A 16,336-nucleotide genomic window follows, 5' to 3' on the forward strand; every position below is an offset into this window, starting at 1 on the left:
CCGATGTTTCAGCCGGCGGCCGTTGCCGCGTCATAGGCATCCTGCAGCATCAGGCGACAGGCCTCCGCCTGGTCCCGCGCTGAGGGGAGGGTGATGTACTGGGTGATTTCGGCAAGGTCGCGGAGCGCAACGTCGACGGCCGTCAGAAGGTCGATATCCAGCGGTTCCGGGAGGGTGAGCGGCTGTACGGGTAAGCGGAACTGGAGGATCTGGCCCATTGGGAACTCTAACTGACGGCGAATCGTGCCGTCAGTTTCGTTCCGCAGGGTCAGTAAGACGTTAACGCCGAAGCGGAATGTGACGGGAATATCTTTCTGACCGGCAGCGCCGCTGGGTGCGCCCCCTCCAGTTCAATTATGATTGAACTATTTGCAAGGATGCTGAAGTATCCAGGCCCCGCGCTGGACTAGTCGAAGAAGCCGCAGTCGCGCCGAAATGCTCCCCGGGAAATGATCCCGCGCACTCTGCTTAAAACGTTCTTTACAGATTTTGGTGATCTGATGGGAAATGTACGGCTCCTCCGTGCAGCCTGTCCGCCAGCCCTTGCCTGCAAGGGCTCCCTCTTCTTGGCCGCAACCACGCGCGAGCGTGTCGCGTTGATAACAAAAAAAGATCATGCGTCGGGGCGCAGTTCGATGAAGTCCATCCGTATCAAGATCCTGACCATGCTGGTCATTGTTGCAGCGGCCGCGGTCATTTCGGCAGTGCTGAGTTTCTACGCACTCTCCAAGGCGGATAGTCTGAACGAACGCGCAAGCAACCAGGGCGATATCGCCCTGCTGACCGAGCGGCTCAACGGGCATGTCACCGGTGTCGTGATGGAGTCGCGCGGCATTTACATGGCCAAGAACGCGCAGGAAATCGAGCAATACGGCAAGGGGCTGGAGGATCGCTTCCCGCAGATGCGGCAGCTCGTCGGACAGCTGAAGAAGCTCTCACCGGCCAGCGAACAGGAGCGCGTCTCCCAGATCGAGAAGGCGGTTGCGGATTTCATTACCTATCGGACTGAAACCGTTCGGGTCGGACGGCAGGTTTCGGCTGCTGCGGCCAATGCCCAGGGCAATACCGATGTGAACCGGGCGAACCGGAAGGCCGTGAACGATCTCCTGGTCGCATTCAGCAAGCGCAACGAGGATGTCGGAAACGCGCTCGGCGACGAGGCGGCAGCCTTCACGAAGCAGGCCAGGCTGGTTCTGCCACTGGTGCTGCTGGTGACCTTGCTGGGCGCGCTCGCTGCGGCACTGATCTTCGCGCAGCGCTCGATCACCTCGCCGATCCTCGCCCTCAGCGCCGTCATGGAGCGCCTGACTGCCGGCGATACCAAAATCGAAGTCCCGCATGTCGCCCGTCAGGATGAGATCGGGACCATGGCCCGCGCCGTCTCGGTGCTGCGGGAGAGCACCGAGCAGGTCGCCGCGCTGCAGGCGGAAGAGCGCGCAAGTGCGGAGCGTCGCCTGCGTCAGGCCGAGTCGATGGCCTCGGTGGTGTCGGATGTCGGTGAGGTCGTTGCGGCCGCTGCGTCCGGTGACTTCTCGGCGCGGCTCGCCATCGATGGCGCCGACGACCAGATGCAGAAGCTGATCAGCGGCATCAACGAGATCAATGCGGTGGTCGACACCGCCACGACCGAGTTCGCGAAGGTGTTGCAGGCTGTTGCCTCCGGTGACCTGACGAACCGGGTCGATACCATCTATCGCGGTCGCTTCGCCGATCTGAAGGGCGCGATCAACGAGACGGTCGATCGCCTGTCCTCGACCGTACGCACAATCCAGGTGACCGCCGGCGATGTCGGTCTGGCGTCGCGCGAGATCAACACGGGCGCCGACGACCTGTCGAAGCGCACTGAGGAGCAGGCGTCCTCGCTCGAGGAGACCGCCGCGACGACGGAGGAGCTTGCTGCTTCGGTCAAGGCTTCGGCTCAATCTTCGAAACAGGCCGCGACGATTGCCGAGGACGCGATGCGTGCTGCGCAGTCGGGCGGAGAGATCGCCGGCCGGGCTGTCGAAGCGATGGCGCGCATCGAAAGCGCCTCGAAGAAGATCTCCGACATTATCCGCGTGATCGACGATATCGCCTTCCAGACCAATCTGCTCGCGCTCAACGCGGCAGTCGAGGCCGCGCGCGCCGGCGATGCCGGCAAGGGGTTTGCGGTCGTTGCTTCGGAGGTGCGTACCCTGGCACAGCGCTCGGGCGCCGCCGCCAAGGACATCTCGGGGCTGATCTCCTCCTCGAATGCAGAGGTTACCGAGGGCGTCGAGCTTGTACGTCAGGCCGGTGCGGCCCTGACCGAAATCCTCGATGCATCGCAGAAGGTCGCGGCCACCATCGCCGAGATCTCGACAGCGTCCGGCGAACAGGCCAATGGCATCGACGAGATGAGCCAGGCTGTTGCGCATCTCGATGAAATGACCCAGCAGAACGCGGCTTTGGCCGAGCAAAGTGCTGCCTCCGCCGCGTCGTTGACGTCGCGGATCGGCCAGCTCAACGACCTGGTCGCGGCCTTCCGGACCGGGCCGGAGCAGGCAGGGCAGATGACGGCCCCGATCGCGACAGCGGCCGTCACCAAGATGGCGCCCCGCCCTGCGCGTCTTGCGACCAAGGCAGCGTCTTACGCGCCGCCCGCGCTGCGCGCTTCCGATATCGAGGCGATCGATGCGGGAGGTCCCGAGCCCGAGCGCCTGCGCCAGCTTGCCGAAGCCGCCTTCGCGCAGACCAAAGCTGCGCCGAAGCGCCCCGTCATGCCGGCCAAGAAGGTCGTCAACGGTCGCGCGTCGGACGCGGGCTGGGAAGAGTTCTGAGCCCGCCGCTCGGAGGCACGCGTCGCGTCAAACAGAAAAGGCCACCGGGTTCGCCCCGGTGGCCTTTTCGTATCAGCGGAGAGACGTGGCCTGGTGCGAGGCCGCTCAGGCCCATTCGCCCTGGCGGAAGACTGCGACGCGGCTGCCATCGGCATGCACACCGTCGATATCGACTTGGTTCGAGCCGATCATCCAGTCGATATGGATGAAGCTCTTGTTGCCGCCTTGCGCCGCGATCTGCTCGGGCGTGAGCTTGGCGCCATCGATGAAGCATTTCGAGTAGCACTGGCCGAGCGCGATATGGCAGGAGGCGTTCTCGTCGAAGAGCGTATTGTAGAACAGGATGCCGCTCTGCGAGATCGGCGACGAATGCGGCACCAGCGCCACTTCGCCGAGGCGACGCGCGCCCTCGTCGGTGTCGAGAACTTTGTTCAGCACCTCCTCGCCCCGGGTGGCCCTGGCCTCGACGATACGACCTTCTTCAAAGCGCACCGAGATGCCATCGATCAGCGTGCCCTGATGCGAGAGCGGCTTGGTGCTGACGACATGGCCGGAGACCCGCCGCGCATGCGGCGTGGTGAAGACCTCTTCGGTCGGGATATTGGCATTGCAGGTCACGCCGTTCTTGGCAGTCGAGGCGCCGCCCTGCCATTCATGGCCGTCGGCAAGCCCGATCGTCAGGTCCGTGCCCGGCCCGGAAAAGTGCAGCGAATGGAAGTTCTGCCCGTTCAGCCACTGTGTCCGGCTGCGGAGGGTCGCATTATGCGCAGCCCAGGCCGAAATGGGGTCGGCACGGTCAACTCGCGAGGCGGCGAAAATCGCCTCGGCCAACTTGGCGACAGCGATGTCTTCGGCCTCATCAGGGAAGACCTGGCGGGCCCAGGATGCCGTTGGATAGGCCAGGATGTTCCAGTTGATATCGAACCCGGCGATTTTCTCGAGCGCGGGCTGATAGGCGATCGAATTGGCCTTGTTGGCGCGCGCCACCTTGGCCGGATCCTGCCCTGAGAGCAGCATCGGGTTGTCGCCGACGATGGCGAGGCGTGCTGTATTGGCGGCGAAGGCTTTGCCGACGCCTTCATAGAGCCAGCCCGGCGCTCGATCGAAGCTCGCATCCGGGGCATGGCGATAGCGTGAGAGCGTTATCTCTTCATCTGCCAGCATCGGCGTCACGAGCCCGGCACCGGCCTTGTAGGCATGCTCGGCGATCCGCCGCACCAGCGGCAGGGCGGCGACCGGCGCGGTCAGGAACAGATCCTGCCCGGCCTGGAGATTCAGTCCGACCTTGACAGCGACTTCGGCGAGCCTGTCGAGCTTGGCCGGATCGATCGATGCCAGGATATTCGGCTGGTGCGTGGTCATGGAAAGCGGCCTCTCATGCTTGGCAAGTCCTTGACCGGCATCATGCGCAGCCGATCAGGGCGTCTTTGCGGTTTGGCAACAGGAACGTCGCCCGCTTGGTTCAGGTGCAATGCGCTAGCCGAGCAAATTGCGCAGCGTGCGCATGAAAGCGCGCGAGCCGGGCTCGATCAGGGCATCGGGAAAATCGAAATCCGGGTTGTGCAGCTGTGGCGAGGTTTCGCCCGAGCCGAGGATGAACATCGCCGATTTCGCCTGGCGGCCGAACAGGCCGAAATCCTCGGAGCCGCGCGAGGGCGAGCCCGGGCCGTGCCGTAGCGTCTCGTCATCGAAGGCCTTGCGCAGGAGCGCCACCGCCTCGGCATCGTTTTCGCAGTGATGGAAGACGTCGTGATAGCTCAGCGCGACGCCAAGACCCGATGCTTCAGCCGCTTCACGCACCAGCGCTTCGGCCCGTGTGCAAAGCGCGCCCATTTGCGCATCGTTCAGCGTGCGCAGCGTCGCCCAGATTTCGGCTCGGCCGGGCGCAATCCCAAAGGCCGCTTCGCCGATAGCGGCGTGGGTCACGGTGACGAGCGCATAGGCCGCATCGAGCGGCCCGCCGGGGCCGAGCGCCGTCAATGCCGGCATCAGCCGGGCTACGGCTGAAACCGGAGAGATGCCGTGTTCCGGCATGGAAGCATGCGAGGTCTTGCCGGTGAGCACGATCTGCAGTCCGCGCGAGGCGCAGTTCGCGGGGCCTTCCGAGAGCGTGATGTAGCCCAATGGCAGGCCGGGTTTATTGTGGAGCGAGAAGGCGTAGTCCGGCGCGATTTCCGCGAATTTCGGGTCGGCGATGACGGCGGCGGCACCTGCGCCGTTCTCCTCTGCCGGCTGGAACAGCAGCACTGCGCGGCCGCGCTGCGGCCGTTGGCGGCCGAGCCCGCGCGAGAGCGCCGCGACCATGGTCATGTGCCCGTCATGGCCGCAGGCATGGGATTTGCCGGGCACCTGGGAGCGATGGGCGCTCTCGGAGATTTCCTCGATCGGCAGGGCGTCGAGTTCGCAACGAACCATCACCGTCGGTCCCGGCTCGCGCCCTTCATAAATCGCGGCGACGCCGTGCCCACCGAGCTCCGTCACGATACGGTCTGGCTCGCTCGGGGCAAGGAAGGCAACCACTGCCTTCGCCGTCTCCTGCTCCTCGCCCGATATCTCGGGAGAGCGGTGCAACTGCTGCCGCCAGGCGACGAGTTCGACCATGTCGGAGTTGGTGAGAAACATTCCGCTATCCCCTGAGCGCCGGCTGAATCAGACCTGATGCCGGCTTCGTATGGCCAGAGAATTATCAACTTGCCTGGAGCGGCAAGCGCCATTCTTGCCTGCGGGGGGCGCGCTGTGCTCATTCCTGGCCCGCAAGCCGGTGGGTTTGTTGTCGAGGCGGCCTCCCGACACAAGGCCTCACCGGTTGCCCTCAAAACCCGCCAGGTACTTGCTCAGCAGGGCGTTGAGGGCCGCGTTTTCTCCCAGGGACAGCACGGAGCTCAGCCGCGCCTGGGTCGCGACATGCGCCGTGACGGCAGCTTCGATTGTCGCAAAGCCACGCTCGGTCAGTGAAATGATGAAACTGCGGCGATCCTCGGGGTTATGAGTGCGCTCGACGAGGCCCGCCTTCTCCAGTTGGTCGATGCGGTTCGTCAACGTGCCCGAGGTGATCATCATCGTCGCCAGCAGATCTCCCGGCGACAGGCTGTAGGGAGGGCCGGAGCGCCGCAGTGTCGCCAGCACGTCGAAACTTGCGCTGTTGAGGCCATGCTCGGCGAAGGTCTTCTCCATCTCACGGCCGAGATGCTGCGAGAGCCGTTTCAGGCGGCCGAACAATCCCATTGGCGTGACATCGAGGTCCGGTCTCTCCCGGTTCCACTGCGCCAGAATTCCGTCGACATGGTCCATGCCGCATCGTTGCGAGAGATTATCTTGACGTCAAGAGATCGCTCATTATCTTGACGTCAAGATAATGAGCGAGACCCATCATGGCCCGTAATGCCGACTTGCTGCTGACCGCGATCGCCCCGGCCATCTGGGGCAGCACCTATCTGGTGACGACGGAATTCCTGCCGCAGGGCTATCCCTTGACGGTATCGATGCTGCGGGCGCTCCCGGCCGGCCTCCTGCTGCTGCTCGCCGTCAGGCAGCTGCCGCAGGGGATCTGGTGGGGCCGCGTTCTCCTCCTCGGCGCGTTCAACTTTTCGCTGTTCTGGTGGATGTTGTTCATCGCGGCCTATCGGCTGCCGGGCGGTGTCGCGGCGACGGTTGGCGCCGTCCAGCCGCTTGTCGTGCTGCTACTCGCCCGCCTGCTGCTCGGTTCCGCCATCCGCCCGCTCGCCATTATCGCGGCCATCGCCGGCATGGCAGGTGTCGCGCTGCTGATTCTGACGCCGCAGGCTGCGCTCGATCCGCTCGGCATCGCCGCTGGTCTCGCAAGCGCGCTGTCGATGGCGGCGGGCACGGTCCTGAGCCGGCGCTGGCAGCCACCGGTCTCGCCACTGACCTTCACCGCCTGGCAGCTGACGGCGGGCGGAACGCTTTTGCTGCCAGTGGTCCTCTGGCTCGAACCCGCACCGCCGGCATTGAACGGGACGAACATCCTCGGCCTTGCCTATCTCGGACTGATCGGCGCTGCCCTGACCTATATCCTCTGGTTCCGCGGCATTGCCCGACTCGGTCCCTCGACGGTTTCGCCGCTCGGCTTTCTCAGCCCGATGACGGCCGTCATCCTCGGCTGGTCGGTCCTCGGCCAATCACTCAGCCCCGCCCAGATCGCCGGGATGGCAATCGTCCTCGGCAGTGTGTGGTTGAGCCAGCGCGCTCAGCAGTCAGCGTCCACGGCTACAGCGACGGCGGCGAAACCCCGGGAGGCGTGACCGGGGCACGCCTCCTCGAGCGTGTCTTCAGTTGTCCTGAAACAGCTCTTCGTAGGCGAACAGCCCCTGATGGCCGCCGGTGTGCCAGAACACCACTGTTTCATCGGACCGGAACGCGCCGCGCCGCACCAGCGCAAACAGCCCCGCCATGGCCTTGCCGGTATAGACGGGATCGAGAAGGATGCCCTCCAGTCGCGCAACACTCGTCACGGCCTCAAGCATCGCCGCCGTCGGCTGGCCGTAGCCGGGCCCGATCTGCGTTGCGTCTATCGTGATCGAGACATCGGCGACGCTCTGGCTCCCAACAAGCGCGAGTGTGCCGCGCGCAAGGCCAGCGACGATACCACGTGCCTCCTCGACTTGCCGCGAGACGCTGATGCCATGGACGGCGCAGGCAAGGTCCAGCGTCTGTACGCCCGCAACGATGCCGGCATGGGTGCCGCCGCTGCCGGTCGCGAGCACGATATGGTCGATCTGTCGGTCTGCGTCCCTGGCCTGCTCGACGAGCTCGGTGAGTGCGTCATGATAGGCGAGGCCGCCCAGTGCATTGGATCCGCCGATCGGGATGAAATAGGGCCGCCGGCCCTGCGCACGCAGCGCAGCCAGCGTCTGTTCGAGCGCCTCCATGGCGTCCTGCTCTGCGGATAGGATGCGGATATCGGCGCCGAGCAATCGGTCGAGCAGGATATTGCCATTGGCCCGGTAGCTCGCGCTGCGGCCGCTGATCTTGTCGGTCAGGAGCAGAACGCAGCCGAGGCCGTTCCTGGCCGCGGCGGCGGCCGTCTGCCGCGCGTGGTTGGACTGGATGGCCCCGAGCGTGACCAGCGTGTCGGCCCCCTGGAGAAGCGCGTCGCCGACGAGATATTCGAGCTTGCGGGCCTTGTTGCCGCCACCGGCGAGACCTGTGCAATCGTCGCGCTTGATCAGGATCGATGGTCCAGGGCCATGACGTCGGAGTTCCTCTGTCAGGCGGGGCAGAGCCTCGAGGGGCGTCGGCAGCATCGCAAGGGGAGCCCGGTTGCGTTCAACCAGTGACCAGGGCTTGTTCATGTCGGTTGTTCCTCACCGAGACCGGCGCAGTGGCGCTGCGGCCCACCATAGCGGCCGGCCCGAAAAAGGCAGCCGCGCCAGGGCGGGGCAGCCATGCGCGCCTGGCTGTCACATCCTCCGCGAAATCCGCGGATCGAGCTTGTCGCGCAGCCCGTCGCCCAGCAGGTTGACCGCGAGCACCACCAGCGCCAGCGCGATCGCCGGGCAGAAGATCGTCCAGGGCGCGCGTGCCAGGTAGAGCCTGCTGGAAGCGATCATGTTGCCCCAGCTCGGCGTTTCCGGGGGCACCCCAGCGCCGAGGAATGACAGCGACGCCTCGACCAGGATCGCCGATGCGCAGATATAGGTCGCCTGCACGATCAGGGGCGCGATCGTGCTCGGCATGATGTGGAGCAGCAAGATGCGAGGCGTCCGCGCCCCGCAGGCGATCACCGCCTCAACGAAAGGCAGCTCGCGGACACTGAGCACGATCGAGCGCACGAGCCTGACCACGCGAGGCAGTTCCGGAATGGCGATGGCGGCAATGACGATTCCGATGCTGCCCTGGTTGAGGGCGACCAGCGCGATCGCGAGCAGGATCGCTGGAATCGCCATCAGCCCGTCCATCAGGCGCATGACCGGGGTCTCGATCCAGCGGTAATAGCCGGCCATCAGGCCGATCAGCAGCCCGGCGCTGATCGAGATCGTCGCGACGCTGAGACCGACGATCAGTGAGACGCGTGCACCGTAGACTGTGCGGGCGAACACATCCTGGCCGAGATGGTCGGTGCCGAACCAGAACTGCGCGGATGGCGGCAGCAGCCGGCGTGTTGGCGCTTTTAGCATCGGGTCGCCGGCGAGCAGTGGCGCGAAGATCGCGATCGCGACGAAGAAGATCAGTATGGCGCCGCCTAGCAGCATTGTCGGGTTGCGCCGGGCGAAGCGCCTGAACCGGGCGCCGAGACTGCGCGGCGCAGGGCTGAGGGTGGCAGGGGCGGTATGGGCCGTGATCACGCTCATCGCTTCGCTCCCTCAGTACCGGATCCGGGGATCGATCAGCGAATAGGAGAGATCGACGAGCAGGTTGACCAGGACGTAGATGCCGGAGAACAGCAAGATCACACCCTGGATGATCGGATAGTCGCGCTTCGAGATGGCATCGACGACGAGCCGTCCGATGCCGGGAATGTTGAACACCGTCTCCGTGATGACGACGCCGCCGATGAGAAGCGCGACGCCGATGCCGATCACCGTGATGATCGGCACGCCGGCGTTCTTGAGCGCATGCTTCATCAGCATCGTTTTCGTCGTGACGCCTTTGGCCTTGGCAGTCCGGATATAGTCTTCCTCGAGCACCTCCAGCATCGAAGCGCGCGTCATGCGCGCGATCAGCGCGATATAGGCGAGGCCGAGTGTGACGGTCGGCAGGATCAGGTGAAGCAGCCACGGCCCCACGCCATCGGCGAGCGGCTTGTAGCCCTGGACGGGGAGCCAACGCAGCTCGATAGCGAAGATGTAGATCAGGCCGTAGCCGACGACGAAGGCCGGCATTGAGAAGCCGAGCACCGAGAAGCCCATCAGGGCACGGTCAACCAGACTTCCGACCCTCCAGGCCGCGATCACACCGAGGCTGACCGCGATGCCGACGGCGAAGAGCATGGTCAGCAGCGCGAGCGAAAGCGTCGGCTCCAGGCGTTGGAGGATCAGCCTGCTGACCGGCGTGTTCGAAAAGATCGAAACCCCGAGATCTCCGCTCAGCACGCGTGCGGCCCAGCGCCAGAATTGTACCAGCAGCGGATCGTCGAGCCCGAGCCGCTGACGGATGGCGACGATCTGCTGGGGCGTCGCGTAATCGCCGGCGATGATCGCGGCTGGATCGCCGGCCGAGAAATGCAGCAGCAGGAAGACGAATATACCGACGAGCGTCATCACCAGCAGGGTCTGGGCCAGCCGTTGGGCGATGTAACTGAGCATGGGGTCGATTGTCCTCCTTCAGCCTGAGCAGGCTGGAAGCGGCAGGCCGTTCGCGCCGCGCGCCGGCTGCACCGTCCACCAGCCCGCCGGAATGGTCCGATGCCGGCCGGGGCGGAGGCCGGCCTGCGGAGGCGGCTACCCCTTCTTGACGTTCCAGAACGGGATCAGCTCCGGCATGCCGATCAGCCCGGTGAGATTGCGCAGGGCCGCTGGCTGGAACCATTGCCCGTAATACATGTGGGGCACGAAATCCCAGGCGTTCTGCTGCATGTCGCGCGCGATCTGCCGGCGTTCGGCATCATTCGAAGCTGCCGCCCATTTGTCGCGGAAGGCTTCGTGCTTCTCATCGCTCGGCCAGCCGAACCAGCCCTTCTCGCCATTGGCGGCATGGCCGCTGAGCGCCACGGGATTGCCGAAGGCATTGACCGAGCCCGAGGTGAAGAAGACGTTCCAGCCGCCCTGGTCCGGAGGGCTCTTGACCGCACGCCGCGTGATGACCGCGCCCCAGTCCGAGGCCTGCAGTGAGACGTTGAAGCCGGCCTGGCGCATCCATTGTGCGATCAGGTTCGCGGCGTTGTTCATATAGGCGATGTTGGTGGCGTGCAGCACGACGACAGGGCGCCCGTCATAGCCGGATTCCTTGACGAGCTGCTTGGCCTTCTCGATGTTCTGGCCGCCCTTGAACCAGTCGATATTGGCGTCGTTCTCCATTGGTGTGCCCATGCCGAACAGGGACGAGCAGCCCTTGAAGTACTTCTCGTCGCCGAAGGTCGCCTTCATCACCTCGGTTGGGTGAATGAGGTAGAGCATCGCCTGGCGGGCCTTGACGTTGTTGAACGGCGGATGGAGCCAGTTGACACGGGCCCAGCCGAGCTGGCCCTGCTTGTTCAGGACCTCGAGCTTGATCTCCTTTTCTCCCTCCAGCGAGGACAGCAGGTCGACATTCGGATACTCGATCATGTCGATCTCGCCGGCGCGGATGGCGGCGATCGCCGTCGCCTCATCGGCGATGTTTTCGTAGACGACGCGGTCGACATTCACGACCTTGCCGCCGGAGGTGAAGACGGCTGGCTCCGAACGCGGCACATAGTTCGGGTTCTTGTCGTAGACGTAGCGCTGGCCCTGGACGACGGCGTCCTGGTTCATAACGAACGGGCCCGAGCCGATGATCGTCTGAATCTGCTGCATCGGGTCGGTCTGCGCTTCCTTCTCGCGCATGATGTAGCAGGCATTGGTGGCCGCCTTGGCGAGCCACTCGACCGCCAGGCTGTAGGGTTCCTTCATCACGAGCTGGAAGGATTTGTCGTCCTTCACCGGAGTGTCGGCGAGGCGGGCCATCATGTGCTGGCCGCCACCGTCGCGCGCACCCCAGCGTCGGATCGAGGCGACGCAATCGCGCGCTGTCACTGGTGTGCCGTCGGTGAAGCGCAGGCCGTCGCGAAGCTCGAAGCTGTAGGTCTTGCGGTCGTCCGAGAGCGAATATTTCGAGACCATCTGCGGCTTGGGCTCGAACTTGTCGTCGACCCCGAACAGCGTGTCATAGACCATGGCAGCATGGTACGAGGTCATGTTCGCGGTGGTCCAGACCGGATCGAAGACGCGAAGATCGCCATGCAGCACGGCGCGGACGGTGCGTGAGACGGGTGGGGTGGTCTGGGCCCTCAGGCGGGCAGGGGCGGCGGTCAGGGCTCCAGCGGCGAGACTGCCCTGGACGAATCTGCGGCGTGTGGTCGTCATGTCTCTCTCCCTCCAAGAGATGCTGAATGACCGCGAGCATTCGCTTCGTCTGGCCACCCTCGATGATCAAAACACGGTCTAGTCTCCTTGCACGGGGCGAGCCTCAGACGACGATGCGGCCGGGCGGCAGCGGGTCGTGGGGCCAAAGCGGCCGGGCGATCTTGCGATAGGGGTATTTGCGCACGTCGAGATGCGATGGGCCGCCGCCGTCAGTGTAGATCACCGCGCTGGCGATCGGCCCGTAAGCGGCATGGAAATGGTTGGTCGACTTGACGCTGACGATGCGCTTCTGCGTCGGGTCGATGCCGACGCTGGTAAAGATCTCGAGCCCCAGTGCCTGCGTGCGGTGCGATAATAGCGCGACGTCGATGCCGTCGATGCGGATGCCGACGGCATTGCCGATCGGGACCTTGGCCGTGCCGAAGCTCTGGGTGCCGTTGCGGATGGCGCCGAGCACTGTGACGTCGCCGTCGACCGGCTTGCCCGAGGTCGAGGCGGCCTTACCGCCGAAGCGCAGTGGGATGGTGGCGCCGACACCGGCGGTCAGGCAGAATTCGACGGCAACCGGGTCCCAGACCGGGCCGATCGCCGCATCGCGAATACCGCGTTCGCGCAGGCGGTGGATGATGTTGGTATTGTCGGACGCAGCACCACCACCGGCATTGTCGGTCGAATCCGCAATGACGCTCGGGCCGTTGGCGGAACTGCCGAGAGCCCGGTCGAGCGCCTCGTCGAGCGGAACCACGGGCGGGGCGAATTGCCCCTTGAGCGAACGGAACTCTTCGCCGAGCCGCGCGGCAAGGGCGTCTCCCGCAGCCTTGGCATTGTCGGTAACGACCAGGACCCGCGTGCCGATCTCCGGCACGTCGCCCTGCTGGAAACCGTGAGCCAGTGAAACCGACAGCACGCCGTCCTTGCCTTCGAGTGCGCTCATCCGGTCAACGAAGGAGCGACCGGGCTCGCGCGTGGTCGGCACCAGCTCGATCATCCGGCAGTCATAGAGCGACATCACTGGCTTGATCGTGCCATGGATCGTCCCAAGGATGATGTCGACCAATTCTTCGGCCCGCTCGACGAAGTCGATATGCGGGTATTCCTTGTAGAGGATGATGGCATCCGCCAGCCGCACGCGCTTTTCGGTCAGGTGGCAATGCGGATCGAGCTCGACACCGATCGGCACCTTCGGGCCGACGATGGCGCGGACATGCTCCAGAATGTCGCCCTCGCAATCGTCATAGCCATGCGCGACCATGGCCCCGTGCAGCCCGAGCAGGACGCCGTCGACCGGCATTGCGGCCTTGAGTTGGCCGAGGATCTCGTCCCGCATCTCCTCGTAATCGGCCTTGGCACAGGTTCCCGAGGGCTCGGCCCAGAAGCAGGAACCTTCGATCAGCGTGAAACCGTCTCGATTTGCTCGCTGGCGCGCGACGTAAAGGGGCGCGGTGCAATGCGTCGCCCGGTCGGGATGCTGGCCGGCGGGAAAATAGGCCGATGCCTCGAAGTTCGTGCGGGATGTCGGGATAGGCGAAAACGTATTCGTCTCGGTAGCAAGCGACGCGGCGAACAGACGCATAATCAGAGCCTTCCCGTTTCGTGCGGAGGCAAGCTCCGACGTCAGCAATGCGCCTGTCAAGCTGCGTCGCAGCAAGAAAACCCACTTTGTGATGCTCGCAATCCCGGAGCTGAGGTCAATGCCCATTGACGACGGCAATGGGAGCATTCGTCATTCTACATCCTATCCGCGCAAATTCACTTTGCCGTGTCACCCGGGGTGTAGGAGAATCCCACCGGCCGTCTGAAACTTGGGCCCCGGATACCGCTCATCATGTCGCTGCGGGCCGCGGTGGCCGTCGATCTGGTCGAGCAGATCGACGATTGGAACAACGCTCCGCGGGTAGGGGCGCGCAGGCCGCATGTGTTGGACAGCGCCGGTTGGATTCAACGCGCAGATGCGGTCGGCCTGCCGCGATCATTGGCTTCCCTCTCCGGTCCAGCATCCAGAGGGCTCGATCCCACTCCGGGCGGCAATCGGACGCCGCCGCTGTGGAACCGCCAGCCGTCAGCGGCGTTAGCCAGCATGACGGGTCGCGAGGATTTGCCCCATGAACAGCACTCGAGTCGGCGGGCTGCTCACCATTGGCCTGAGCGCGCTTGTTCTTGCGACACCCGCTCACTCTGCGGGATTCTTCGATGAACTGGCCCGCGCTGTGTTCGGGGGGCCACCTCCCCAGGTCTATCCGACTGCGCCTCAGCCGCTTGACGTAACCGTGAGGCCGGCGCGTCGTCAGCATCCGCGGAAAGTCGTGGCATCCAAGCCGACGCCTCCAGCCGTCAAGCTCGATCCGGCGACCGATCACTATTGGTATCTGGACGACTCAACCCTGCGCCGCGGGGACATCGTCGTCACGCGTTCGGACGTTCTGGTCTTCGAGGGGCGTGCCAGTCAAAATCACAGCGCCAGCGATTTTACGGCCCTCGGGAAGTCGCGCCTCGTATCCAGGTCCACCCAGCAGAAGGTCGAGGCGGCGGCGGGTGGTCGCAAGTTCGACCAGGAACCCAGCCCACGAACCATTGCTGAACGCGACCCAGCGAATTGATCTGTGGCGCACGGATCATTGTGCTGCAGGCGGCTGCCCGCGGGGCGCCGTGATCAGCTGTTGCGTCGCGGAATCTGATCCCACTGTGCATCGCGTTCCGGGTTGACGGAGAAGTGCTGCTGAATCCCCGCAGAGAGCGATATAATCAGCCCGATCGAGAGGAACCAGCCTGACCATATCCTGCTGCTGAACCGTTGAAATCCCCCTGAGGAGGACCCGGATCATGGCCGCCAAGGAGTTGAAATTCTCTTCTGATGCCCGCGAGAGGATGCTGCGCGGCGTCGAAATCCTGGCCAACGCCGTCAAGGTCACGCTTGGTCCCAAGGGGCGCAACGTTGTGATCGAGAAGTCGTTCGGTGCGCCCCGCATCACCAAGGACGGCGTCGCCGTCGCCAGGGAGATCGAACTCGCCGACAAGTTCGAGAACATGGGCGCCAAGATGGTGCGCGAGGTCGCTTCAAAGCAGCATGATGCTGCTGGCGATGGCACCACGACCGCAACCGTGCTGGCCTACGCCATCGTCCGTGAGGGAGCCAAGGCGGTCGCCGCCGGCATGAACCCGATGGATCTGAAGCGCGGCATCGACATGGCGGTCGAGGCTGCCGTGGCAGATTTCAAGAAGAACGCCAAGGCAGTTACTGCCAATAGAGAGATCGCCCAGATCGGCACCATTTCGGCGAATGGCGACACCGAGATCGGCGCCATGATCGCGGAGGCAATGAAGAAAGTCGGCAACGAGGGGGTCATCACGGTCGAGGAGGCAAAATCGCTCGAAATCGAGCTCGATGTGGTCGAGGGCATGCGGTTCGACCGTGGCTATATCTCACCCTATTTCATCACCGATGCGGAGAGGATGCGGGCTGAACTGGAAGACGCCTATATCCTGATCCACGAGAAGAAACTCTCTTCACTCCAGGCCATGCTGCCGCTGCTCGAAGCAGTGGTACAAACCGGCAAGCCACTGCTGATCATCGCCGAGGATGTGGAAGGCGAGGCTCTCGCCACGCTTGTCGTCAACAAGCTACGCGGCGGCCTCAAGGTCGCGGCCGTCAAGGCTCCGGGCTTCGGCGATCGCCGCAAGGCCATGCTGGAGGATATTGCGATCCTCACCGGTGGAACCGCCATTTCCGACGATCTCGGCATCAAGCTCGAGAACGTCACGCTCCAAATGCTCGGCGCTGCCAAGAAAATCATGATCGAGAAGGAAAGCACCACCATCGTCGACGGTGCCGGTGGGAAGAAAGAGATCAGGGCGCGCGTTGCACAGATCAAGGCGCAGATCGAGGAGACCAGCTCAGACTACGATCGTGAGAAGCTCCAGGAGCGTCTGGCCAAGCTTGCTGGCGGCGTTGCGGTCATCCGTGTCGGTGGGGCGACCGAGATCGAGGTCAAGGAGAAGAAGGATCGTGTCGATGACGCCATGCATGCCACCCGCGCGGCGGTCGAGGAAGGCATCCTGCCGGGTGGCGGCGTGGCTCTGCTGAGGGCGATGAAGGCACTTGCTGTCGTCAAACCCGCCAATGCCGACCAGAAAACCGGCGTAGAGATCGTGCGCCGCGCGCTACAGGCCCCGGCCCGCCAGATCGTCGAAAACGCCGGCGCCGACGGTGCGGTCATCGTCGGCAAGCTGATCGAGAAGGATGATTACAACCGGGGCTACAATGCCGCGACCGGCGAGTATCAGGATCTTGTGGCGAATGGGGTGATCGATCCGGCCAAGGTGGTGCGGACCGCCCTTCAGGATGCGGCGTCGATCGCCTCGCTGCTGATCATGACCGAGGCGATCATTGCCGAGCTGCCGAAGAAGGAAGCGCCGCCGGCGATGCCGGGCGGCATGGATTTCTGATGATCCACACCGGCGCGGACCCGTTCCGGTCGCATCATTCGGGAGGAGCATCGCGCGCCACCCCGGAGATTTTCGGCGCTGTCTCTCGCGCGT

At 64.4% G+C, this 16,336-nt stretch carries 13 protein-coding genes; 4 read left to right on the top strand and 9 right to left on the bottom strand.

The genetic code is table 11. The annotated features are described in order from the left end of the window. Positions 1–8 precede the first annotated feature (8 nt). Positions 9–218 carry a hypothetical protein gene (locus AB4099_RS15015; protein WP_113516927.1) on the bottom strand — a complete coding sequence of 70 codons (210 nt, stop codon included), beginning with the start codon at positions 216–218 and terminating at the stop codon, positions 9–11. Positions 219–635: 417 nt separating this feature from the next. Between AB4099_RS15015 and AB4099_RS15020 the strand changes: the two genes are divergently transcribed. Beyond that, the gene (locus AB4099_RS15020; RefSeq protein ID WP_441478644.1) at positions 636–2,798 is read left to right on the top strand and encodes a methyl-accepting chemotaxis protein; all 2,163 of its coding nucleotides are present in this window, start codon (positions 636–638) and stop codon (positions 2,796–2,798) included. A gap of 105 nt (positions 2,799–2,903) precedes the next feature. Here the strand turns inward: AB4099_RS15020 and AB4099_RS15025 are convergent, their stop codons facing one another. The 3 genes from AB4099_RS15025 to AB4099_RS15035 form a co-directional block, all read right to left on the bottom strand. Continuing rightward, positions 2,904–4,160 carry an aminopeptidase gene (locus AB4099_RS15025; protein WP_113516929.1) on the bottom strand — a complete coding sequence of 419 codons (1,257 nt, stop codon included), beginning with the start codon at positions 4,158–4,160 and terminating at the stop codon, positions 2,904–2,906. A gap of 114 nt (positions 4,161–4,274) precedes the next feature. After that, the gene (locus AB4099_RS15030; protein ID WP_441478645.1) at positions 4,275–5,420 is read right to left on the bottom strand and encodes an amidohydrolase; all 1,146 of its coding nucleotides are present in this window, start codon (positions 5,418–5,420) and stop codon (positions 4,275–4,277) included. Between the two features lie 177 nt (positions 5,421–5,597). Then, the gene (locus AB4099_RS15035; protein WP_113516931.1) at positions 5,598–6,089 is read right to left on the bottom strand and encodes a MarR family winged helix-turn-helix transcriptional regulator; all 492 of its coding nucleotides are present in this window, start codon (positions 6,087–6,089) and stop codon (positions 5,598–5,600) included. Between the two features lie 80 nt (positions 6,090–6,169). Here AB4099_RS15035 and AB4099_RS15040 point away from each other — a divergent pair, with 80 nt between their 5' ends. Then, positions 6,170–7,060 (top strand): EamA family transporter, encoded by an 891-nt coding sequence (locus tag AB4099_RS15040; RefSeq protein ID WP_113516932.1) that lies wholly within the window; start codon positions 6,170–6,172, stop codon positions 7,058–7,060. Between the two features lie 27 nt (positions 7,061–7,087). Here AB4099_RS15040 and AB4099_RS15045 read toward each other — a convergent pair whose 3' ends face one another. From AB4099_RS15045 to AB4099_RS15065, 5 genes are all read right to left on the bottom strand, one after another. Further along, positions 7,088–8,110, bottom strand: coding sequence for a D-cysteine desulfhydrase family protein (locus tag AB4099_RS15045; RefSeq protein WP_441478646.1), 1,023 nt, complete (start codon positions 8,108–8,110; stop codon positions 7,088–7,090). 108 nt (positions 8,111–8,218) lie between these two features. Further along, a complete protein-coding gene (locus AB4099_RS15050) occupies positions 8,219–9,109 on the bottom strand; it encodes an ABC transporter permease (protein WP_113516933.1) in 891 nt (296 codons plus the stop codon). Positions 9,110–9,121: 12 nt separating this feature from the next. After that, the gene (locus AB4099_RS15055) at positions 9,122–10,063 is read right to left on the bottom strand and encodes an ABC transporter permease (protein WP_113516934.1); all 942 of its coding nucleotides are present in this window, start codon (positions 10,061–10,063) and stop codon (positions 9,122–9,124) included. Between the two features lie 135 nt (positions 10,064–10,198). Further along, on the bottom strand, positions 10,199–11,800 hold the full coding sequence (locus AB4099_RS15060; RefSeq protein WP_441478647.1) for an ABC transporter substrate-binding protein: 1,602 nt from the start codon (positions 11,798–11,800) through the stop codon (positions 10,199–10,201). A gap of 103 nt (positions 11,801–11,903) precedes the next feature. Further along, positions 11,904–13,373: a M81 family metallopeptidase gene (locus tag AB4099_RS15065; RefSeq protein ID WP_441478648.1), complete on the bottom strand. Its 1,470-nt coding sequence runs from the start codon at positions 13,371–13,373 to the stop codon at positions 11,904–11,906. Between the two features lie 529 nt (positions 13,374–13,902). Here AB4099_RS15065 and AB4099_RS15070 point away from each other — a divergent pair. Continuing rightward, the gene (locus AB4099_RS15070) at positions 13,903–14,397 is read left to right on the top strand and encodes a hypothetical protein (protein WP_113516936.1); all 495 of its coding nucleotides are present in this window, start codon (positions 13,903–13,905) and stop codon (positions 14,395–14,397) included. 223 nt (positions 14,398–14,620) lie between these two features. Further along, positions 14,621–16,243: a chaperonin GroEL gene (gene groL / locus AB4099_RS15075; RefSeq protein WP_441478649.1), complete on the top strand. Its 1,623-nt coding sequence runs from the start codon at positions 14,621–14,623 to the stop codon at positions 16,241–16,243. Positions 16,244–16,336 lie beyond the last annotated feature (93 nt).

The sequence above is a fragment of the Allobosea sp. 2KB_26 genome (assembly GCF_052115715.1).
GTDB lineage: Bacteria > Pseudomonadota > Alphaproteobacteria > Rhizobiales > Beijerinckiaceae > Allobosea.